Origin of the sequence: Priestia sp. J2 (genome assembly GCF_020790095.1) — a bacterium.
In the GTDB taxonomy this organism is placed as follows: domain Bacteria; phylum Bacillota; class Bacilli; order Bacillales; family Bacillaceae_H; genus Priestia; species Priestia zanthoxyli.
On sequence record NZ_CP086208.1, the window covers coordinates 1,232,616 to 1,245,481 of the forward strand.

At 37.3% G+C, this 12,866-nt stretch carries 19 protein-coding genes and 1 riboswitch; of the genes, 16 read left to right on the plus strand and 3 right to left on the minus strand.

Annotated features, from left to right (window positions below; genetic code table 11):
• The first annotated feature begins 6 nt into the window (after nucleotides 1–6).
• From LJY09_RS06260 to LJY09_RS06290, 7 genes are all read left to right on the plus strand, one after another.
• Nucleotides 7–243, plus strand: coding sequence for a hypothetical protein (locus tag LJY09_RS06260; protein ID WP_033578382.1), 237 nt, complete (start codon nucleotides 7–9; stop codon nucleotides 241–243).
• Nucleotides 244–265: 22 nt separating this feature from the next.
• Nucleotides 266–1,387, plus strand: a complete 1,122-nt coding sequence (locus tag LJY09_RS06265) for a GerAB/ArcD/ProY family transporter (protein ID WP_028414149.1) — start codon at nucleotides 266–268, stop codon at nucleotides 1,385–1,387.
• A gap of 72 nt (nucleotides 1,388–1,459) precedes the next feature.
• Nucleotides 1,460–1,503, plus strand: a riboswitch (PreQ1 riboswitch).
• Nucleotides 1,504–1,733: 230 nt separating this feature from the next.
• Nucleotides 1,734–2,399: a 7-cyano-7-deazaguanine synthase QueC gene (gene queC, locus LJY09_RS06270; protein WP_228307615.1), complete on the plus strand. Its 666-nt coding sequence runs from the start codon at nucleotides 1,734–1,736 to the stop codon at nucleotides 2,397–2,399.
• A complete protein-coding gene (gene queD, locus LJY09_RS06275) occupies nucleotides 2,399–2,839 on the plus strand; it encodes a 6-carboxytetrahydropterin synthase QueD (RefSeq protein ID WP_013055983.1) in 441 nt (146 codons plus the stop codon). The genes queC and queD overlap by 1 nt, the downstream gene beginning before the upstream one ends.
• Nucleotides 2,832–3,563 carry a 7-carboxy-7-deazaguanine synthase QueE gene (gene queE / locus LJY09_RS06280; protein ID WP_025749424.1) on the plus strand — a complete coding sequence of 244 codons (732 nt, stop codon included), beginning with the start codon at nucleotides 2,832–2,834 and terminating at the stop codon, nucleotides 3,561–3,563. Before queD ends, queE begins: the two co-directional genes overlap by 8 nt.
• A 98-nt stretch (nucleotides 3,564–3,661) precedes the next feature.
• Entirely contained in the window at nucleotides 3,662–4,159 is a 498-nt protein-coding gene (gene queF, locus LJY09_RS06285; protein ID WP_013055985.1) for a preQ(1) synthase, read from the plus strand.
• 68 nt (nucleotides 4,160–4,227) lie between these two features.
• A complete protein-coding gene (locus tag LJY09_RS06290; protein ID WP_028414147.1) occupies nucleotides 4,228–4,929 on the plus strand; it encodes an NAD(P)H-binding protein in 702 nt (233 codons plus the stop codon).
• A 31-nt stretch (nucleotides 4,930–4,960) separates the two neighbouring features.
• Here LJY09_RS06290 and LJY09_RS06295 read toward each other — a convergent pair whose 3' ends face one another.
• Together LJY09_RS06295 and LJY09_RS06300 are read right to left on the minus strand one after the other, a co-directional pair.
• Nucleotides 4,961–5,188 carry a hypothetical protein gene (locus tag LJY09_RS06295; protein ID WP_028414146.1) on the minus strand — a complete coding sequence of 76 codons (228 nt, stop codon included), beginning with the start codon at nucleotides 5,186–5,188 and terminating at the stop codon, nucleotides 4,961–4,963.
• A 316-nt stretch (nucleotides 5,189–5,504) separates the two neighbouring features.
• On the minus strand, nucleotides 5,505–5,690 hold the full coding sequence (locus LJY09_RS06300) for a YkvS family protein (protein ID WP_013055988.1): 186 nt from the start codon (nucleotides 5,688–5,690) through the stop codon (nucleotides 5,505–5,507).
• Between the two features lie 308 nt (nucleotides 5,691–5,998).
• Between LJY09_RS06300 and LJY09_RS06305 the strand changes: the two genes are divergently transcribed.
• The 4 genes from LJY09_RS06305 to LJY09_RS06320 all read left to right on the plus strand — a co-directional run bounded on the left by LJY09_RS06305 (nucleotide 5,999) and on the right by LJY09_RS06320 (nucleotide 8,556).
• On the plus strand, nucleotides 5,999–6,844 hold the full coding sequence (locus LJY09_RS06305; RefSeq protein ID WP_028414145.1) for a patatin-like phospholipase family protein: 846 nt from the start codon (nucleotides 5,999–6,001) through the stop codon (nucleotides 6,842–6,844).
• Between the two features lie 17 nt (nucleotides 6,845–6,861).
• On the plus strand, nucleotides 6,862–7,056 hold the full coding sequence (locus LJY09_RS06310; protein ID WP_033578384.1) for a hypothetical protein: 195 nt from the start codon (nucleotides 6,862–6,864) through the stop codon (nucleotides 7,054–7,056).
• Nucleotides 7,057–7,203: 147 nt separating this feature from the next.
• Nucleotides 7,204–7,530 carry a hypothetical protein gene (locus LJY09_RS06315; RefSeq protein ID WP_013082248.1) on the plus strand — a complete coding sequence of 109 codons (327 nt, stop codon included), beginning with the start codon at nucleotides 7,204–7,206 and terminating at the stop codon, nucleotides 7,528–7,530.
• 312 nt (nucleotides 7,531–7,842) lie between these two features.
• The gene (locus LJY09_RS06320) at nucleotides 7,843–8,556 is read left to right on the plus strand and encodes a cell wall hydrolase (RefSeq protein WP_154989297.1); all 714 of its coding nucleotides are present in this window, start codon (nucleotides 7,843–7,845) and stop codon (nucleotides 8,554–8,556) included.
• Between the two features lie 162 nt (nucleotides 8,557–8,718).
• Here LJY09_RS06320 and LJY09_RS06325 read toward each other — a convergent pair whose 3' ends face one another.
• On the minus strand, nucleotides 8,719–9,078 hold the full coding sequence (locus LJY09_RS06325) for a YueI family protein (RefSeq protein WP_033578386.1): 360 nt from the start codon (nucleotides 9,076–9,078) through the stop codon (nucleotides 8,719–8,721).
• Nucleotides 9,079–9,754: 676 nt separating this feature from the next.
• Between LJY09_RS06325 and LJY09_RS06330 the strand changes: the two genes are divergently transcribed.
• The 5 genes from LJY09_RS06330 to LJY09_RS06350 all read left to right on the plus strand — a co-directional run bounded on the left by LJY09_RS06330 (nucleotide 9,755) and on the right by LJY09_RS06350 (nucleotide 12,839).
• On the plus strand, nucleotides 9,755–10,039 hold the full coding sequence (locus LJY09_RS06330) for a hypothetical protein (RefSeq protein WP_097824009.1): 285 nt from the start codon (nucleotides 9,755–9,757) through the stop codon (nucleotides 10,037–10,039).
• Nucleotides 10,040–10,269: 230 nt separating this feature from the next.
• Complete coding sequence (locus tag LJY09_RS06335) at nucleotides 10,270–11,568, plus strand: NCS2 family permease (protein WP_028414142.1); 1,299 nt, start codon at nucleotides 10,270–10,272, stop codon at nucleotides 11,566–11,568.
• Nucleotides 11,569–11,741: 173 nt separating this feature from the next.
• Nucleotides 11,742–12,116, plus strand: coding sequence for a cytochrome-c oxidase (locus tag LJY09_RS06340; protein ID WP_155010291.1), 375 nt, complete (start codon nucleotides 11,742–11,744; stop codon nucleotides 12,114–12,116).
• A 204-nt stretch (nucleotides 12,117–12,320) separates the two neighbouring features.
• The gene (locus LJY09_RS06345; RefSeq protein WP_013055998.1) at nucleotides 12,321–12,584 is read left to right on the plus strand and encodes a hypothetical protein; all 264 of its coding nucleotides are present in this window, start codon (nucleotides 12,321–12,323) and stop codon (nucleotides 12,582–12,584) included.
• Between the two features lie 48 nt (nucleotides 12,585–12,632).
• Nucleotides 12,633–12,839 carry a hypothetical protein gene (locus LJY09_RS06350; protein WP_014461041.1) on the plus strand — a complete coding sequence of 69 codons (207 nt, stop codon included), beginning with the start codon at nucleotides 12,633–12,635 and terminating at the stop codon, nucleotides 12,837–12,839.
• Nucleotides 12,840–12,866: the final 27 nt, after the last annotated feature.

Here is a 12,866-nt window from a genome sequence, read left to right on the forward strand (position 1 = left end):
AAGCAAATGGAGGGATTTATCGCCTTACTGGTACTTCTTGCTTATTTGACTAAAAAAATCATGATTAACTTCCGAAAGGAAAAGTATTACCGTGAAATCGTTGTCTATCTTTGTCTTATAGGTATGGGTTTATTCTTTTGGGGAGCCATTACACTCCGTAAAGAAGTACCTACGCCTCTGTACTTTTTAGAGGAACTCATTAAGCCTCTTACTAAAACCGTTCATCATCTGTTATTTACGTAAGTATGTAGGAGAGAAGGGGTGTATGATGCAAATAAAAGAATTTATTACTCCGAAACAACTTCTTTTTCTCATTTATTTTTTTTGTATCGGAAGCGCTATTTTGGCAGTTCCGGCTACGTTATTAGAAACGAATAGACAAAATGCCTGGGTATGTAGTGTGCTTGCTATTGGCTTTGCCCTTTTAATTGTTGCGGTGCTGTTATGGCTGATGCACCGTTACCCTCAGCAAACGTTCATTGAAATAGCTAAAAAAGCGCTAGGTCCTTACGCCGGAGCGTGTATGTCTCTTATTTACATTTTTTTTATGTTCATTCAATCTACGTTTTCCCTTCGAGATATCAGTACATTTATGACGACGCAAATTGTCCCTGAAACGCTGCCTACGTGGATTCATGCTCTTGTGATTTTAGCGGTTATATACGGAGGATATTTAGGCATTGAAGTGATAGCGAGAACCGCGGAAATCTTTTTACCGTGGATCGTCGTCCCTTTTTTATTGTTAATTTCGTTAAATATTCCTCAGATGAAACTGGATCGTCTTTACCCTTTGTTTGAATTCCGCATGGATGATTTAGTGTTAGGGACCACGTATTTCTTAGGAAATCCGTTTATGGAATTGATTTTTGTGCTAATGATTACGCCTCATATAAAAGATGGAAAAAAGGTAAAAAGAATGATTGTTATCGGCACTGTGGCATCGGGCTTGACGATTACGATTGCAGTTGCGGCTTGTATATTAGCTCTTGGCGCGAATATTGCATCAATGCACAGCTACCCAGTTTATTTATTAGGAAAAATGATTTCGTTAGGTGCAACGATACAGCATGTTGAAGTATTAGTAGCTATTATTTGGATGTTATCTATCTTTTTTAAAGTTGTCATTGTGTTCTATGCTATTCAGTTAAGTATCGCTCAATTATGTAATTTACGGGTGCGCAATTTTTTGAGCTTTCCTTTAGGTCTAATCATTACAGGCGTGGCGTATTACATTATTCCAAATACAGCATACTTCAATTATTTTGAAAAATATTACTGGCCGTTTTATTTATTTGTACTAAGCGTCTGTTTTCCGTTGTTATTTATTGCGCTTTCTTATATAAAGAGAAATAAGGCAGCTAAAGGTGATAGAAGCCAACAAACATAGCATTATTTATACGTATGTGGTATAGTATACGATGACAATTCAAGAAGAAACGCCGTACACGTTTGTATATGTACGGGAGAGGTTCGAAAACTCCCTCTATAAAAAACTAAGATCATCGTTGATGACAAAAGACACGGTTTTAGCGTGTCTTCTTTCACGTGCTTTTCTATCAACACGTCTTTTTGACGTGTATGCTGGCGAGGACGTGTATCTTAGTTGCTTTTTAGGGAGATTGCTGGAAAAGAGCAGTCTCTTTTTTGTGTTATAAAATTAGTCACAAAGGGAACGAACGGTTCAATAAAGTTTCTTCTTCTTTTGATTTCAATCAAAAAGGAGACGAACAATAATGATGAAAAATGAAAAAGCTATTGTTGTATTTAGCGGAGGTCAAGATAGTACAACATGTCTATTTTGGGCTTTGAAAAACTTTAAAGAAATAGAAACGGTTACTTTCCAATACGGTCAGCGTCATAGTCAAGAGATAGAGGTAGCAAAAGCTATCGCAGCTGATTTAGGTGTGAAGCATACCGTCCTAGATATGTCACTTTTAAATCAATTAGCACCAAATGCCTTAACGCGAGATGATATTGAAATTGAGCAAAAAGAAGGAGAGTTGCCTACAACGTTTGTGGATGGCCGCAATCTGTTATTTTTATCATTTGCTGCCGTACTGGCTAAAAACAGCGGAGGCCGTCATATCGTAACAGGCGTTTGTGAAACTGATTTTTCGGGATATCCAGACTGTCGAGACGTATTTGTGAAATCGTTAAACGTCACGCTTAATTTATCAATGGACTTCGAGTTTGTGATTCATACGCCGCTTATGTGGATTGATAAAGCAGAAACGTGGGCGTTAGCGGATGAGCTAGGAGCGCTTGAATATGTGCGTGAAAAAACATTAACGTGCTACAACGGTATTGTTGCTGATGGGTGCGGCGAATGTCCCGCATGTCAATTGCGAAAACGCGGGTTAGATCAATACCTGCAAACAAAAGAAGGAGGAGAAAAATAATGCTGCAACAAATGTATCCTCAAGTCTTTCATGACTATGAATATGAATTGAACAAAGATATGCAGTTTGCTGCGGCACATTTTGTTCCTCATACAGAAGCAGGAAAATGCCGTCAAGTCCATGGACATACGTATTTTGTAAATTTAACTGTTGCCGGAGATACATTAGACGAAGCGGGCTTTTTAGTAAACTTTGCGCTATTGAAAAAAATTGTTTCTGGTCAATTTGATCATACATTATTGAACGATCATTCTATCTTTAACGAAGAAAATCCAAATGATTTTCCTACAACTGAAGTTGTTGCTCGTAAAATTTATGAGTTGGTTCAAGAATATCTAGACACACTACCAAATAAGCCTTCTTGCGTACAAGTATTCGTGCGGGAAACGCCGACAAGTTACGTAGTTTACCGCCCAAAGAAGGTGAAAAAACGTGGCTAATACAATTCCAGTACTTGAAATATTCGGCCCAACGATTCAAGGGGAAGGAATGGTTGTAGGACGTAAGACGATGTTTGTTCGTACCGCAGGCTGTGATTATTCCTGCAGCTGGTGTGATTCAGCTTTTACATGGGATGGATCAGCTAAAAACGATATTCGTCAGCTAACAGCAGAACAAATTTGGACGGAGCTTAAAGAAATTGGAGGAGAGTGCTTTGATCACGTCACCATTTCTGGAGGAAACCCTGCGCTTATCAAGGCGATTGGTTCACTTGTAGAGCTTTTGCACAGTCATGGGGTAAAAGCAGCTCTTGAAACACAGGGAAGCCGTTATCAGGATTGGTTCCTAAAGATCGATGATTTAACGATTTCTCCTAAGCCTCCAAGTTCATTAATGAAAACAAATTTCTCCGTATTAGACGATATTATAGAGACATTAATAAAGGAAAAACGCATGGCGCACATAAGCATAAAAGTCGTTGTATTTAATGATGAGGACTTTGAGTATGCAGCGTCTGTTCATGAACGTTATCCTGAGGTTCCATTTTTTGTTCAAGTAGGCAACGAGGACTTAACGACAATCGATAATGCGTCGTTAACACAAGAATTGCTTAAAAAGTATGAGTGGTTAATCGACAAGGCAGTGGCAGCTAAAAACATGAACGATGTAAGAGTTCTGCCGCAGGTTCACGCCCTTGTTTGGGGAAATAAACGAGGCGTGTAAGCGCATAGCAAAAAATTTACAAAGAAAAATAAAAACAGATATATACAAAATAAAAAAACGCTGTTAGAATGACAATCGTAGAAAGAGAGGAAATGCAAATGAGCGGTCGAAAAGATGAAGAATTAGAAGGTGTATCACTCCTTGGAAATCAAGGAACAAACTATTTGTTTGAATATTCACCAGAGATTCTAGAAGCATTTGATAACAAACATCCAAATCGTGATTATTTTGTGAAATTTAACTGTCCGGAATTTACGAGCTTATGTCCAAAAACGGGTCAGCCGGATTTCGCAACCATTTATATTAGTTACATTCCAGATGAAAAAATGGTGGAAAGCAAGTCGTTAAAGCTTTATTTGTTCAGCTTCCGTAACCATGGAGATTTCCATGAAGACTGTATGAATATTATTATGAATGACTTAATTAAACTGATGAATCCAAGATATATTGAAGTATGGGGAAAATTCACACCACGCGGCGGGATTTCAATTGATCCATATACAAACTATGGCCGTCCTGGTACGAAGTATGAAGAAATGGCTAATTATCGCCTGATGAATCATGATTTATACCCAGAAACAATTGATAATCGTTAATTCGAACAAACAGGTTGTGTATGCAACCTGTTTTCCATTGCAAAAACAACAGATGAGAAGGTGAAAGAATGTCACAGAGATCAGCATTAGTATTAGGTGCAAGCGGACTTGTTGGTCAAGAACTTTTAAAAATGTTATTAAGCAACAGCTTATATAACCATGTGACAGTGTTTGTTCGAAAAAAGCTACCAATCGAACACACAAAGCTACGTCAGCTTGAAATTGATTTTTCAGAGCTTGATAAGCACGAAGAATGCTTTGCAGTTGATGATGTATATTGCTGTTTAGGCACGACAATGAAAAAAGCAAAAACAAAAGCGAAATTCATTAAAGTTGACTACGAATTTCCTTTAAAAGCGGCTAAATGTGCAGAAAAATATCGCTGCAAAAACTTTTTAACGATTACAGCAATTGGTGCTGATCTTCGTTCGCCATTCTTTTACAGTAAAGTAAAGGGGCAAGTAGAAGAAGATATCGCAAGCTTGTATATCCGTTCTACTCACTTTTTCCGCCCATCGTTATTATTAGGCAAGCGCCAAGAGTTTCGCCTATTTGAAAAGCTTGGGGGATACACGTTAAAGTCGTGTTCATTTTGCCTTGTAGGAAAGTGGAGAAAATATCGTCCAATTAAAGCGTATAACGTAGCCAAATCCATGATGAAAGCTGCACTTGAAGATAAATGTGGTGTTCATGTACATGAAAGCCAAGACATCTATACAGGTGAATGCTATTATTCGTTTACCAACGGCAAACGCGTGTTATCAAAATAAAAAAAGCCTCTTCATAAGAAGAGGCTTTTTTCTATCTTCCGTCAGCATCCCCGTTCCCATCACCATCACCATCACCATCGTGATCGTGATTAGAAGCAGATTCACTCCAGCTTGTGTAGGAGTTAGAATCTTCTTCGGCATAATTCATGGGTTCAACGGATGTTTTTTTATTTGAAGTTTGCTTGCGTTTAAAAACGAACTGCACGATGAAAAAAAGAATGACAATAAGTGCAACGATAAACAATACAGTATCAAACATGCTAGTAATTCCTTTCAGTAAGTAGGTAGTAGTAGCTTGTTCTTATTGTCACACGAAAATAAGACCCTTTCAAGAAAAAATGGGGCCTGGTTTTGTTTCTTTAAGGAAACTTTTTTTATCTTAGCCATATATTATTGTATGAAGAAACATTTTAGAAAAGAGGGAGTACAGTGAAAAAAAGTTCGAAGGATGTTAAGGTTCAACAGTATATTTATCTCATGTATAAGCTGGGAATTATTACAGAAGAACAAAAGAATCAGTTCTTTCAAAACCACTAAAAAAGCAACCGTTTTTGCGTTCCGGTTGCTTTTTCCCTTTACATAGCGGGATTAATAATCGTGTAGTTTTTGTGGTTGACAACAGTTCGCTGTTCTAAGTCTAAATCCCGGTAGTTTGTCATGTAAGTCAAATCAACAATCACGGAGTTTTCATTTACTTTTTCGACAATGCCCTGTAAGCCATTTTTAAATTCTATCAAGTTTCCTACCTCTGCTATTTTCATCATTCATCGCTCCTTTGTTTTAAATTAGTTCATTATTAATTTTTTAAATAATTTTAATTTTGAAAATAGTAAAACTAGTTAGCGTTTTCTTTTTTTACAATTTTGCCTTAAAACTGGGAATTAGTAAAGGGTTTTTTGAAAAAATATAAAATAAAATTGAAAAAACAAGTAAAATGTGCTGAGGAATAAAAGGAATTGGTAGCTTTAACGAAAGAGAGAAGCAACACAGTTCCATCTTTGTTCATCTTTCGTTATAATAAACGAGGTATAATCTTGTCATAAATTATAAGAATTAGAAGGTGTAGAAATTGAAAGATACTGGACTCGTGCTCGAAGGAGGCGGTATGAGAGGCCTTTATACAACCGGAGTTTTAGATTACTTTATGGAAAGAAATCTGTACCTTCCGTATGTAATTGGCGTTTCAGCCGGCGCTTGTCATGCCACTTCTTATTTATCTAGACAAATAGGAAGAAGTCGCAAAGCTAATTTAGATTTTTTAGAGGATCCTCGCTACTTGTCGTGGAAAAATTATTTTAAAACAAAAGAGATATTTGGAATGGATTTCGTTTTTGATGAAATTCCTAATCAGCTTCTTCCATTTGACTTTGAGGCATTTGCTGAGCGTACAGAGAAGCTTGTAGTAGGAGCAACGGACTGCGTGACGGGAGAACCCGTTTATTTTGATGAGTATGATCGGGATATTTTGACAGCGGTTCGCGCTTCTAGTTCCCTTCCATTTTTAGCACCTGTCGTTACATATAAAGGAAAAGAGCTGTTAGATGGAGGAATCAGTGATCCGATTCCAATCAAAAAAGCAGTGCAGGATGGATATAGAAAAAATATTGTTGTGCTAACGCGAAATGAAGGATATCGAAAAAAGAAATCAAATATGCTTTGGTTATTGAAGCGCAAATATCGTCATTATGATGGGCTGACTCGTGCGCTTGAGAACCGCTATAAATTGTATAATGAAACATTGTCATATATTGAAGAGCAGGAAAGACAGGGGAATATCTTTGTGATTCGTCCGCAATCCCCTCTTGTAGTAGGGCGAATTGAGAAGAATCGTGAGCGTCTCGACGCTCTTTATAACCAAGGATATAAAGAAGCTGAAGCTCAATTTGCGTCTCTGCAAAATTGGCTGAACAGCTAAAAACGAGGTGGAACTGAATGGATGAACAAACAGTAATCAATATGTTAAATGAGTTAAGTGAAGGAAAAGTAACCGAAATTAAAGTTAAAAAAGAAGACTTTCTTGCTTTTCGCCCTTTTTTAGTAAATCGCCCTGATTTCAAACATTTTCGTGGAATCGCCGGACGCGGAGGCGATTTTACCTATACGTATCTAGAAATTCCTAGGAGTTAAACGAAATGATGGCATTATTTGATTATGCCTTATATAATGGATGTATGAGCCTGTACAGTAGAGAATATACTGTTACAAGTGCTTGTGCGTTTATTTAGTAACGTATAGTAAGAGCGAATAAACGTGTTTAGTTATAGGAGGGATATTATGGATGAGTTTCGAAAAAGTACAGCACCTTTTTATTTTGCAGATCATATATGGAAAGATAAAAATGGAATGACGACTTATGGGATGCTGTTAACGAACCGGCCCGAAGATGACGGGGACTATGACCTCCATTCGTTATTAGAAGAAGCATATGTAGATCATAAAAAAATTCTAATTACTACTGTTTACGACAACAGTGAACAGCAGTTGACCGGATACGTGATACATTTATCAGATGATCAAGACGTTTTTACGTTTATGGATGATACGGGTGCTAAGCTAGTGATTGATTTCTATGATGTTGTAGAAATTGAGATCGAAGATTAAAAAGAGCTGAATGTTGATTACAACATTCAGCTCTTTTGTGTAAAAGTAGATGAATTTAAATGTTTATCATAAGAATTATAAGGGAAAGATGAATGAAGAAATTTCTGATTAAACTGAAATAAGGCGGGAAAATATACCTGTATTTTAGAAAAATTACCGTGATTATGACAAAAAATAAGGTACAATGTCATATTTGTGTTCCGAACGTAATTTTGTTCATCAAACTTAAAGAAATGTAATTGAATCGTTCGGTGAAACCCCCATATAGCTATGATAGAGTAATACCATACGAAATTTCAGGAGGTATTACCTATGAAACATAGTTATATGAAATCAATGGTAGTAGCTTGTTTAGCTACTCTTTCATTTATAGGTTTTAATGCAACAGCTACGGCTGCAACTAATTATAAAGTAGTCAAAGGCGATAGTCTTTGGAAGTTAGGTAAAAGATATAGTGTAACAATTGACGATATTAAAAAATTAAACAATCGTCAAGGAGATATGATTTATATTGGTGAAACATTAGCTATTCCGAGTAAGACAAAAGTGCTGGCTGCTGAAACAACGGAACCTTCAACGGCAGCACCTGCTAATACGGCTAAGCCAGAACCAAAACCAGAAGCCAAACCCGCAGACCAGGAAACACCTGCAGTTTCGATTTCGGCAAGTGAAAAAGATTTATTAGCTCGCTTAGTAGAAGCTGAAGCAAAAGGCGAATCGTATGAAGGAAAAGTAGGGGTAGCAACAGTGGTGTTAAACCGTGTAGATTCTCCGAAGTTTCCAGATACGGTAACAGGAGTTATTAAACAAGTTGTCGGAAAAGCATACGCTTTTTCACCGGTTCAAAACGGATCAATTAACAAACCTGCTTCAGAAGATTCGAAAAAAGCAGTAGAGCAAGCGTTGACTAGAAAAGATCGTTTAGACGATTCCATTTACTTTTATAATCCAAAAACAGCTACCGATAACTGGATTCGTTCACGTGCTGTAATTAAAACAATTGATCATCACGTGTTTGCTAAATAAAAAAGAGGCTGCAACAAAAGTATTTTAGACGAAGTGAAAAACGAACCCTTGATCACATGTTGATCAAGGGTTCGTTTTTTTTTGATGGTGAATATAGTTTTATCTGTCTCGTTCCTTCTAGCAGTTGATTGGATTCATTTCGTTATGTGTCAACCTCTTTTTTTAGTCTAAAAAGATATCTCGTTCCAAACTGCCTTCAGAACCCGTTAAAACTAGACCAATATCGGTATCAGCTTCTAAGTTCTGAACGATGGTAAAAGGCACTTTATGTTGGTTAGCCACTTGAATATAAGGGGAGAGGTATGAATAAGACAAAGAGCCATTTAAAAACAAATGACCGTCTTTCACTTTTTTTAAAAGAGGCTTTATTTTTGCTGCATCCTTTTTCATGACTTGCCCCTTTTTTAGCGCAATTTCAATATTCTCACGTAGAGCAGTTAAGAAATATCTTCTTTCGTCTCTTTTTGTTTCCTTTGCTCCGTACATTCCTCGTTCTAAGTATTCTTCTAGTTGATCAGACATTGCGTCACTTCCTTTCGTTATAAACTATAAACGATTATGGCTATAAGTAAAAGGGACAGGAAAAAAGGAAAATCACTGTGCTATATCACCTGTTTTTTTTGCTGAGTACAAAGAAAAACAAAAAATGTGTTGAAATTTAGCCTAAAATATTGTTTAATGTAAATAGATAGAAAATCATATCGGTTTTTTATTAAAGGTTTGTAAGCGATTACAGATATACATACATAGCAGCGTTTGGGGAGACGCTCCTATGATTTTATGTTCAAAGCGCATTGTATAAAAAGGGGATTATATAGCTTTAGGGCATATACGGTCAAGCAAAGGGTCAGATAAATTAATAAAAAATCGCTATGTATTTTCATAAGAAGAACGGTCAACATGTTTGTTGAGCGTTCTTTTTATGCTTTCATATTATGTTTATTTCTCATTGCAGCAGCTGCTGCAAATTATAAAGGTGCATTCCTCGTTTCATCTCTCTTATTTTACATAAGTTACATGTAGTATGTTTCAAAGCCTTAAAAAATATATGTTTGTACGCTTGTTTAATCCTAATGAGGTGGTAGAAAATGAATATTTTTTAAGAAATCACAAAAAAAGAGGCGATTGCCTATGCAAGAAGTAGGTGAATAACATATGTAATAAAGAGAATGAAATATAATTTGAGGAGGCATGTATCATGCAAGAATTTGATATTAATGACATAAGAAGACCATTCGGTGGTTTTGGAGGATTTGGTCGTCCAGGATTCGGTTTCGGTCGCCCAGGTTTTGGTTTTGGTCGTCCTGGTTTTGGCTTCGGCCGTCCGGGGTTCGGCTTTGGCTTTGGTCGCCCTTGGGGTTGGGGCTTTGGAGCTCCATTTCTTGGAGGATTAGTTCTTGGAAGTGCACTAGGAGGTCCAGGTTATTACGGTTATCCAGCCCCATATTATCCGCCGTACCCACCATATTATCCTTATTATTAAAACAGTGAGCGCTGATAAAGCGCTCTTTTATTATGTCCAATCCAAGGTATATATAGAATGAATGCAAGACGTTGCGTTTAGAAAATGATAACAGTTTTAAATAAGGAATGAACGCTTAAGCTAAAGAAGACAAGTTTTCCTTGCAACAATTGTTGATTTTGCTATAATAACTTCGGTGGCATTTTTGGTCACTGGGTGGGCGAGGGATAGATGAAAAGAAGGAAATTAGATTGAACGCATTATTTGAAAAGTTGTTTCGTTTAAACGACCACCAAACAACTGTCGGAAAAGAAAGCTTAGCTGGGGTCATTTCATTTCTTTCCATCGTGTATATTATAGCTGTTAATTCAACCATTTTGTCTGATGCCGGTATTCCGCTTGAAGCAGGAATATTCGCAACAGTAGCTTCGGCTTTTGTAGGCTGTGTTATTATGGCTTTTTGGGCAAATGCGCCTCTCATCCTGGTGCCAGGTATGGGGATTAATGCGTTGTTTACGTATACGATGGTTCAATCAATGGGGTTATCTTGGCAAGAAGGGTTATTAGCAGTAGTGATATCCGGCTTTCTTTTTATAGCATTAGCTTTTTCACGACTGTCTGCCAAAATTGTCTCTTCGATTCCGCATTCGCTAAAAGAAGCGATAACAGTCGGTGTTGGCTTATTTTTAACATTTATCGGTTTGCAAAAAGGGAAGCTTGTAGTTCCAAGCGAGAACACTTTTGTAGCACTTGGAGACTTGTCAGATCCGTTTGTAATCAGTACGCTGTTGACGTTAATTATCACAATCGTACTGTTTATCCGAAATGTGAAAGGTAACTTTTTGTTAAGCATGATTGCTGGATCCGTCCTTGCCTTCTTACTTGGTGTAAGAAGCAGTGCAGAAAAAGGACATTCCGCTGGGAGCGTGAACGACTTCTTTAGCAGCTTTGGCACATTGTCTTTTGGAGCTATTGGAGACGTTGCGTTTTGGGCAGCTGTCTTTTCATTAACAATGGTATTGATTTTTGAAAATATCGGGTTGCTGCATGGTCAGCTAGGTATGATGAATCAAGATAGCAAATTTCCGCGGGCCTTTCAAGCAACAGCTGCCTCAGCGTTACTAAGCGGCGTGTTTGGAACAAGTCCAACGGTGTCTTCTGTAGAAGGAGCATCTGGTATTGCAGCTGGAGGGCGAACGGGTTTAACATCGCTGATTACAGGAGTTTTATTTTTAAGTTCACTTCTGTTTATTCCATTTATCAAGCTGGTTCCAGATAGTGCTATTGCACCTATTCTTATTGTTATTGGAGCACTAATGATTCAAAATATCAAAAACATCAATTTACAGGACTTAACAGAAGGTTTCCCTGCATTTTTAATTATTGCGCTTATTCCTCTTACGTACAGCATTGCTGATGGAATTGCATTTGGGTTCATTGCGTATCCACTGCTTAAATTATTCCTTGGTAAAATGCGTGAAGTATCGATGTTTATGTATGTAAGCGCGCTATTGTTTTTCTTGAATTTTGTGCTGCATTATATTGCTTAAAATAGACGGCTGAGTACTTTTGCTCAGCTGTTTTTTGTGTTTGCGGTAAAGAATCCTCTTTTTAGATATCATACTCCGTATTTCGTGTCCTTTGGTTAATCAGCCGCTTCTAAAATGATGTTTCCTGCGTAAAGTAGTACAGAAGTCGGAGGGGATATAAGGGGGAGAAAACGATGGGAATTAAATTAATTAAACTATCAGCCGTTTATTTTGGAATTGGCATCATATTGGGGTATTATATGTCAATTGTTCACAGCTACGCTTTGACGCCTGTTCACGTGCACATTAATTTATTAGGATGGACGTCGCTTACGTTAGCGGGACTTATTTATTATTTGTTTCCTGCGTTTAGCGAAAGTAAATTAGCTAAACTGCACGTATGGTTGCATAATATAGGATTACCGGTCATGATGATTGGTTTATTTCTCATGATCGTACTAGAAAACCAAGCTTTTACACCCCTAGTGGCAGTAGGAGCAACACTTACGGCTATTGGCGTTTTAATTTTCGTATATCACATCCTTAAAAATTTGAAACCTGAACGATAAACCAAGAAGGTCGTTGACGATGGCTGCTAATTTCAAAAGGAAAAAGAACCAGCTATAGCGAATATACATGTAAACAAGGTGAAAGTGCGATTTACATAAAGGTGTGCTAGGCATCTTTATAAGGAGGGGTAAGCTGCAGGAATTTCTAGCTCTTATAAAAGCCAATAAAAGGGCTGATTATAAGTTTCTTGCGGCGGAGATACTATGGGAGAACATCAACAATTAGTGCGTGTTAGGGAGCTAGCAAATGAAATTATTCGACTTCGTCTTCAAGACCGTACGACTTATGACGAATTAGAGTTGCAAAATAATGTAGAGTTGTTGTCTCGTTCTGTGGTTGACTTAGTAAACATTATGTTAGCCGAAGATGTGGATTCGTCTACGTCTTTAAAAGCTACAGCTTCTAAAATGAAAATGGTGTATAATAACATGCATCAAGCTGAGAAAAAAGATTATTTGCATTTCTAATTGCTAGGCTCCTTTTCGCCACAAACGAAATGGAGGTGTACGAGGCAGATGCTATCGTCACTAACGACTTCTGAAGCTATTGTAGCATCCGTTCTTGCACTGGTTGTCATTGCCGTTTCCATTATCTTTTTTGCCACTCTTATTATGGTTGTTGTTCGACGAGAAAGAATCAGCAGCTTGGTTAATCATGGAGAGCATGCAGATGGGAAGCAAAAAAGCTTAGGTGATTTTTTTCGTTCTTTACGAAAAAAATAACTACCGTTTTCTTATTAAATAGATAAA

Coding starts and splice junctions, on each gene's coding strand:
- LJY09_RS06260 (WP_033578382.1), top strand. CDS start 7: ATGGAGGGATTTATCGCCTTACTGGTACTTCTTGCTTATTTGACTAAA.
- LJY09_RS06265 (WP_028414149.1), top strand. CDS start 266: ATGATGCAAATAAAAGAATTTATTACTCCGAAACAACTTCTTTTTCTC.
- queC (WP_228307615.1), top strand. CDS start 1,734: ATGATGAAAAATGAAAAAGCTATTGTTGTATTTAGCGGAGGTCAAGAT.
- queD (WP_013055983.1), top strand. CDS start 2,399: ATGCTGCAACAAATGTATCCTCAAGTCTTTCATGACTATGAATATGAA.
- queF (WP_013055985.1), top strand. CDS start 3,662: ATGAGCGGTCGAAAAGATGAAGAATTAGAAGGTGTATCACTCCTTGGA.
- LJY09_RS06290 (WP_028414147.1), top strand. CDS start 4,228: ATGTCACAGAGATCAGCATTAGTATTAGGTGCAAGCGGACTTGTTGGT.
- LJY09_RS06295 (WP_028414146.1), bottom strand. CDS start 5,188: ATGTTTGATACTGTATTGTTTATCGTTGCACTTATTGTCATTCTTTTT.
- LJY09_RS06300 (WP_013055988.1), bottom strand. CDS start 5,690: ATGAAAATAGCAGAGGTAGGAAACTTGATAGAATTTAAAAATGGCTTA.
- LJY09_RS06310 (WP_033578384.1), top strand. CDS start 6,862: ATGGATGAACAAACAGTAATCAATATGTTAAATGAGTTAAGTGAAGGA.
- LJY09_RS06315 (WP_013082248.1), top strand. CDS start 7,204: ATGGATGAGTTTCGAAAAAGTACAGCACCTTTTTATTTTGCAGATCAT.
- LJY09_RS06320 (WP_154989297.1), top strand. CDS start 7,843: ATGAAACATAGTTATATGAAATCAATGGTAGTAGCTTGTTTAGCTACT.
- LJY09_RS06325 (WP_033578386.1), bottom strand. CDS start 9,078: ATGTCTGATCAACTAGAAGAATACTTAGAACGAGGAATGTACGGAGCA.
- LJY09_RS06330 (WP_097824009.1), top strand. CDS start 9,755: ATGCAAGAATTTGATATTAATGACATAAGAAGACCATTCGGTGGTTTT.
- LJY09_RS06340 (WP_155010291.1), top strand. CDS start 11,742: ATGGGAATTAAATTAATTAAACTATCAGCCGTTTATTTTGGAATTGGC.
- LJY09_RS06345 (WP_013055998.1), top strand. CDS start 12,321: ATGGGAGAACATCAACAATTAGTGCGTGTTAGGGAGCTAGCAAATGAA.
- LJY09_RS06350 (WP_014461041.1), top strand. CDS start 12,633: ATGCTATCGTCACTAACGACTTCTGAAGCTATTGTAGCATCCGTTCTT.